The sequence below is a fragment of the Clostridiales bacterium genome (assembly GCA_012512255.1).
Taxonomy (GTDB): Bacteria; Bacillota; Clostridia; order Christensenellales; family DUVY01; genus DUVY01.
Window position 1 is genome coordinate 1 of the sequence record JAAZDJ010000029.1, and the last position, 6,044, is coordinate 6,044.

Annotated in this window: 6 protein-coding genes; all 6 read left to right on the forward strand. The window is 36.5% G+C overall.

Annotation, left to right across the window (positions count from 1 at the left end):
• Nucleotides 1–2,058, forward strand: a 2,058-nt coding sequence (gene cas10 / locus GX756_01415) for a type III-A CRISPR-associated protein Cas10/Csm1 (protein NLC16524.1), incomplete at its 5' end; no start/stop codon positions are given.
• A complete protein-coding gene (gene csm2, locus GX756_01420) occupies nt 2,048–2,545 on the forward strand; it encodes a type III-A CRISPR-associated protein Csm2 (GenBank protein ID NLC16525.1) in 498 nt (165 codons plus the stop codon). The genes cas10 and csm2, both read left to right, overlap by 11 nt.
• Nucleotides 2,546–2,560: 15 nt before the next feature.
• Complete coding sequence (gene csm3 / locus GX756_01425) at nt 2,561–3,235, forward strand: type III-A CRISPR-associated RAMP protein Csm3 (protein ID NLC16526.1); 675 nt, start codon at nt 2,561–2,563, stop codon at nt 3,233–3,235.
• Nucleotides 3,216–4,292 (forward strand): type III-A CRISPR-associated RAMP protein Csm4, encoded by a 1,077-nt coding sequence (csm4, locus tag GX756_01430; GenBank protein ID NLC16527.1) that lies wholly within the window; start codon nt 3,216–3,218, stop codon nt 4,290–4,292. The genes csm3 and csm4 overlap by 20 nt, the downstream gene beginning before the upstream one ends.
• A complete protein-coding gene (locus GX756_01435) occupies nt 4,261–5,235 on the forward strand; it encodes a hypothetical protein (protein ID NLC16528.1) in 975 nt (324 codons plus the stop codon). Before csm4 ends, GX756_01435 begins: the two co-directional genes overlap by 32 nt.
• Nucleotides 5,219–5,953 carry a CRISPR-associated endoribonuclease Cas6 gene (gene cas6 / locus GX756_01440; GenBank protein ID NLC16529.1) on the forward strand — a complete coding sequence of 245 codons (735 nt, stop codon included), beginning with the start codon at nt 5,219–5,221 and terminating at the stop codon, nt 5,951–5,953. Before GX756_01435 ends, cas6 begins: the two co-directional genes overlap by 17 nt.
• Nucleotides 5,954–6,044: the final 91 nt, after the last annotated feature.

Consider the following 6,044-nt stretch of genomic DNA (forward strand, 5'->3'; position numbering starts at 1 on the left):
GATTATAAAAAAGGATTTATTAATTCTTTGCTGGAATTAATAAAAACAACTTTATATTATGTGCCTTCAAGCGTAGAAGAAAATGAACGCGATATTTCTTTATATTTACATAGCAAGTTAACCGCATGCGTTGCTGCAAGCATGTATGATTTTTTATCTTGCAATCAAGAAAATTATAGTTATAGAGAGTATTTATTTGACAAAGAACAAAATAATAAAAAGCAATTTAAAGAAGAACAAGCCTTTTTAATGGCAAGCGTTGATTTAAGCGGAATCCAAAAATTTATATACACAATAACCACCGAACAAGCGCAAAAGCAATTGCGCGCGAGGTCAATTTATCTAGAGCTTATAATGGAAAACTTGATAGACGAGATACTTAATAATCTAGGTTATTCAAGATGCAATTTGCTATATTCGGGCGGCGGTCATTGCTATATTTTGATAGGCAACACGGAGAGCAATAAAGATAAATTCAAAGAAATTATCAAACAGCAAAACAATTGGTTTATAGACAATATGGGCATCGCTTTGTATGCCGCCAGCGCTGTTGAGGAATGTTCGGCTAATCAATTAAAGGGCGTTAAAAGCCAGTCAAACGAAACCAATATGACAGCAAATGAAAAAAATGCAAATAGTTCATCCAATCAATCACAAGATAAAGTCATTAAAGATGACAAAAAAGAATATTATATGATTTTTGACTCATTATCCGACCAATTATCCAAGGCAAAAACTCAAAGATATGACCTAGACCAAATCACCCGACTCAATTCCGACCAAAAATACGGCTCAAGAGAATGCAAATTTTGCGGTTTGTCAACCCAATCCGATAATGACATGTGCGATATATGCGATTCTTTGATTTATTATAGCCCGAGATTTTTAGAAAAAGACAGCGTGTTTGTGATAACCAACCGACCTATCAAAGACAAAAAATCGCTAAAAATGTTTTCATATAAAGCAAATGAAATAGATAAAAATGATAACAATGATAAAAATGATAACAATAATAAGAAAAGATATAACGATAATTATCTACATGTATGTTCCAAAGACGAGATAAGCGACTTCCCGCAAGACCAAATAGTAAGAATATATTCCAAAAATTCCTTTGATATAGGCCATCCAAAAGAAATCAAAATTTATATGGGCGATTACCAAAAAAAAGGATACACCTTTGACGACTATGCCCAAAAAAGCATAGGCATAAAAAGATTAGGCGTTTTAAGGGCCGATGTGGACAGTCTAGGCGCGACTTTAAAATACGGTCTTGATATACACGATGAAATAAACTATTCCACCATTTCAAGAACAACCGCCTTGTCCGAAAGCCTATCAATGTTTTTCAAATATTATATTAACGAAATCCTAGAAAACAGAGGCAAATATTCAAAGGTATCCCTTATCAACAATAAGGTATCCCTTATCAACAATTTTGAAAACAGAAATTTATCCGTCGTGTATAGCGGCGGCGACGATTTATTTATAATAGGAAGCTGGAACGAAGTTTTGGAATTCGCGCTAGATTTGCATTACTTTTTCGGGCAATATACTTGCGAAAAATTAACGCTTTCGGCAAGTTTTGCGATGTATCCCTGCGCCTACCCATTCGCCGCGATAGCGTTTGAGACAAGCGAATTATTAAACTACGCGAAAACAAGCGGCAAAGACTGCATTGCGATATTTGAAAAAGACCCCAAAAATGTCTTTAAATGGGACGAATTAAGAGAAAAAGTAATTAATGAAAAACTGCATTTTCTGCTGAAGTATTATAGCGATAACCCTAGCCCTAACCCTGAGGCGTCAACCCATATGTCCCAAGTCCATAATCTTTTGGAGCATATACGGCTTATAGAAGAAGACCGCAACAATCTAGCGAAATTTGCTTATTTGCTGGCTAGAATAAAAGCCAATAAAGAACTTGTCTATGATAAAGATGACGAGTTCATTAATAAAATTTATTCTTGGGCAAAATCGGAAGAAGACCGCAAACAACTGCTTGCGGCGTTAACATTATTTATCTATTTAAATAGGGAGGAAAAAGATGAACAATAGTAATCAGCCACAATATCAAATTCCGCGCGACTCCAAAAAACCTCAAAATAATACGCGCGCGAATAAAACGCCAAAACTCAAGCAACCCGATCCTAAATTTTTCCAAAATGTTAAAGAAAACTTTGCTTCGGTAGCGGAACAAGTTATGCGCAAATTATGTCAAGAAAAAATAAAACTATCGGCTAGTCAATTGCGTAATATTTTTTCATTAATTAACGATATCAATTTCAAAATCCACCAAAAAGGAGAATTAGACTCGGAGATTCAAAACGATATAAAATATTTGCAAGTAAGAATATATTACGCTTGCGGAAAAGATAGCGTCCCAAAAGGAAAAGACCGCGGTCCAGTAACAATTTTTGTGGACGAATCGCGGATAATTGAGCTGTTATTATGCGTTGACAGCGTAGAAAAATGGGCAATCTTTAGCAAATACGCCGAGGCGTTAGTGGCTTTTCATAAATACTACTTTGGCGGAAAAGAATAAAACGGAGGAAAATTTATGAGCGAAAAAATCATTATCACAGGAGATATAGAGGTAAAAACAGGTTTGCATATCGGCGGGGGCGAAAACCCTTCGTCTATCGGCGCGGCCAATGTGGTTATAAAAGACCCTGTAACCAAACTTCCTATTATTCCTGGAAGCAGCCTAAAGGGCAAAATCAGGTCGTTGCTCGCTAAAGAAAGGGGTTCAAAGGATCATTCCCAAGACGGCGAAGACATTTTCAAATTATTTGGCGGTTCGCCCAAGTCCTCAAGATATTACGAATCAAGGTTGCAATTTTTTGATTGCTTTTTGACTAATCACGAAAAATTAGGCAATCCAACCGAGATCAAATATGAAAACAAAATAAACCGCGAAAAATCAACAGCGAGCTTAAGGTCAAACGAAAGAGTTATCAAAGGCGCGGTTTTTGGATTTAAGTTGGTATATAACATCCCTTGCCAAGAAGATAACATTCAAGACGAGATTATAAAGAATTTTAATATATTAGCTGAAGGGCTCAAATTATTGCAATTGGACTATCTAGGCGGCAGCGGCACAAGAGGATACGGCCGAATCGCGTTTGATAAACTCAGCGCGAAAAGCGTTGGAAAAGATAAGGATGACCAACTGCTTACAAAACTTAATGATATATTAAAGGATTGCAATAATTATGCGCGTTTATTTGATTAAACTAAAGTTTAATACAGCCGTCCATTTTGGCGACGACCAAGCCACGCCTGACAAATCTTTGTCAAACATTACAATGCACGCTGATTCGTTTTATTCGGCCTTGCTGATAGAAAGCCTAAAAAACGGCGGCGAAGAACAATTAAGAGAGACTCATCAAATTTTTTGCAAAGGCGCGTTGATATCGGACTTAATGCCGTATTACGAGGATAAATACTTTATACCCAAGCCAATCATACATTTTTATAGCAACCAAAAAACCAAAAAACAAAATCAAGAAACTAATCAAGAAACTAATCAGGAGGACCAAAAACAAAAAGACAAATTCGGCAAGAAATTAAAAAGCCTTAAATATATCAATATTAATAGCTTGGACGATTATTTGCGCCAAGGCCAAGACGGCGGGCAATACAACCCCGAAAAAGACCAAGAAATGTTGGACAAGATAGGCAAAAATCAGACTAGGGTAATGATGTGCCTAGAAACCGTAGAAGGTAATCGTCAAATAAGGTTAGAAAACCCTATGCCGTATTTCTATGGCGTATTTTCTTTTGCCGAAAACAGCGGGTTATATTTGCTTTTAAAAATTAATGAAAAAGATTTTGATCTAATAAAATCCCTTATCTACTCATTGGGCTATAGTGGCATAGGCGGCAAAGTAAGCTGCGGCTTGGGAAAATATGAAATCCAAGATTGCTTTGAGATCGCCAAAGAAGACAAGCTTAAAATGTTTGACGAACATCTTGATTATAAAAAATATCCTTCGTTTATGACGCTTTCGGTATGCTTTCCAAAACAAGATGAGCTAAAACAAGCCCATGAAAACGCAAACTATATGCTTCTAAAGCGCAGCGGTTTTGTCCAATCAGCCAAGTATTTTGACACCTTGGTAAAAAAGAAAGATATGTATGTCTTTGCGCCGGGGTCTACTTTTAAATATGGTTTTAAGGGAGATATTTTTGATGTTTCCAAAGACGGCAACCACGAAGTTTATAGGTATCTAAAACCATTTTTTATTGGAGTCAAATATGAAAAAAAGCAAAATGATACGCGCGTATAAAATACATATAACCGTGCTTACCAGCGCGCATATAGGCTCGGGCGAAACAATCCCAAAGTATGCCTATATATACGACAAAGAATCGGGTTATTTCAAAATAATCAACCAAAAAAAATTGACCGAGCTATTGGTTGAGCGTAATGTTTTTGACGAGTATCTTGGATTGATTTCTAAATTGCCCGAATATTGCGATAATGAAAAATCTTCTTTAAATGATTTTTTGGATAAATGGGAGCTTGCCCAAGACGATATTATACAATCATTTACCCAATACACAGTAAAAAATGAAAACCCCCAAGATTTCAAATTTTACAACATAAAACTTTTTATCAAAGATAGCGACAACAGACCCTATATACCCGGCAGCAGCATAAAAGGCATGCTGATTGGCGCGATAAGCTCCGACTCAGCCGACAATATTAAAGCCATAAGTCGCGCCATTTCAATTGCCGACAGCGCGCCTATCAGCCTTGACAACCTTATGATAAATAAGGTGTATAGATTTAATTATAAAGAAGATAAGGATTTAAGTTTAAATGAATATGTCGAGTTTTTAAGACCTAATACCCAAATTTGCGCGATAATGAAGCTGGACGAAAGCGTAATAAGCATAAAAGAGCTAAAAGCCCACCTTGAAAGAGTATATAACGATTATTTTCAACTTTATCTTTCAAAGTTCGCAGATCTTGATAATATTTATATCCCAACCATAACCCCAAAAGCGTATTTAGGCGCGTTTACGGGATATCCCATTAAGACGATTGTTTATCCTAAACATAAAGAAAATGCCCCTAAAAAAGCGCCCGATTATTTAGCGCGAATTTTGAATAAAAAACCGCTAAAATGCACCAAGCTAAATAACCGCCTGCAAGAAAACGGCGCTATCCAAATCCAATTTGAAGAAATACCAATGGAAAAAACCAAAAATGAGATTAGAACTTAATTTCTTTGCCCCAAACGGCGTTATGCCCGTAGATTATAGACCCTATTTTATGAGCTATATAAAATCAGCCCTATCAAAAAATTTTAAGCCGATATTTGACCATGTCTATGACAAGGCCGAGCCAAAGTCTAAGTCTTTTACATTTGCCGTAGTGTTCAAAAATTCCAAAATAGTCAATGATGTTATCCGCTTTGACGATTGCAGGTTCAAATTGCTGATTACTTCTTTTGACCATTCGTTGATATTGTATTTGTATAACTCATTTGTTAAAGAGCGAAATACCAAAAAGCGGTTTAACGATGATTTTGAGATCCAACTCAAGAGATTGTTTTTGGCGCCTCATCCGATTATCAAACAAAACCAAATCCGCATAAAATTTTTGAGTCCGCTGCTGGTTAGGGTTCACGACGCCCAAGATAATCAAGACCGATATTTGACATATATGGATGAGGGGTTTAACGCCCAGCTTAACCAAATAACCCAAAGAATGCTGCAAGACAATAAAATTGACTGTCCCAACCCGACTATTGATTTGCGCCCGTATCAAGCCAAAACCACAGTCGTGAAAAATATGGGAATGGCTTTTTGCGCCAATATCGGCGAATACATATTATCGGGCGATACCGATATCCTTAATATATTGCTAAAAGGCGGAATGGGCAGCAGGCGCGGGCAGGGCTTTGGGATGTTTTATGTGGTCAAACAGTCTGTCGCTTAAGAAAAAAGATAAAACAAGGCGCTGCCGACAGATAAAAAATCATTAAAAATATGTTATAATTAATATATACCCCAAAAATTTTTCCAAAAAA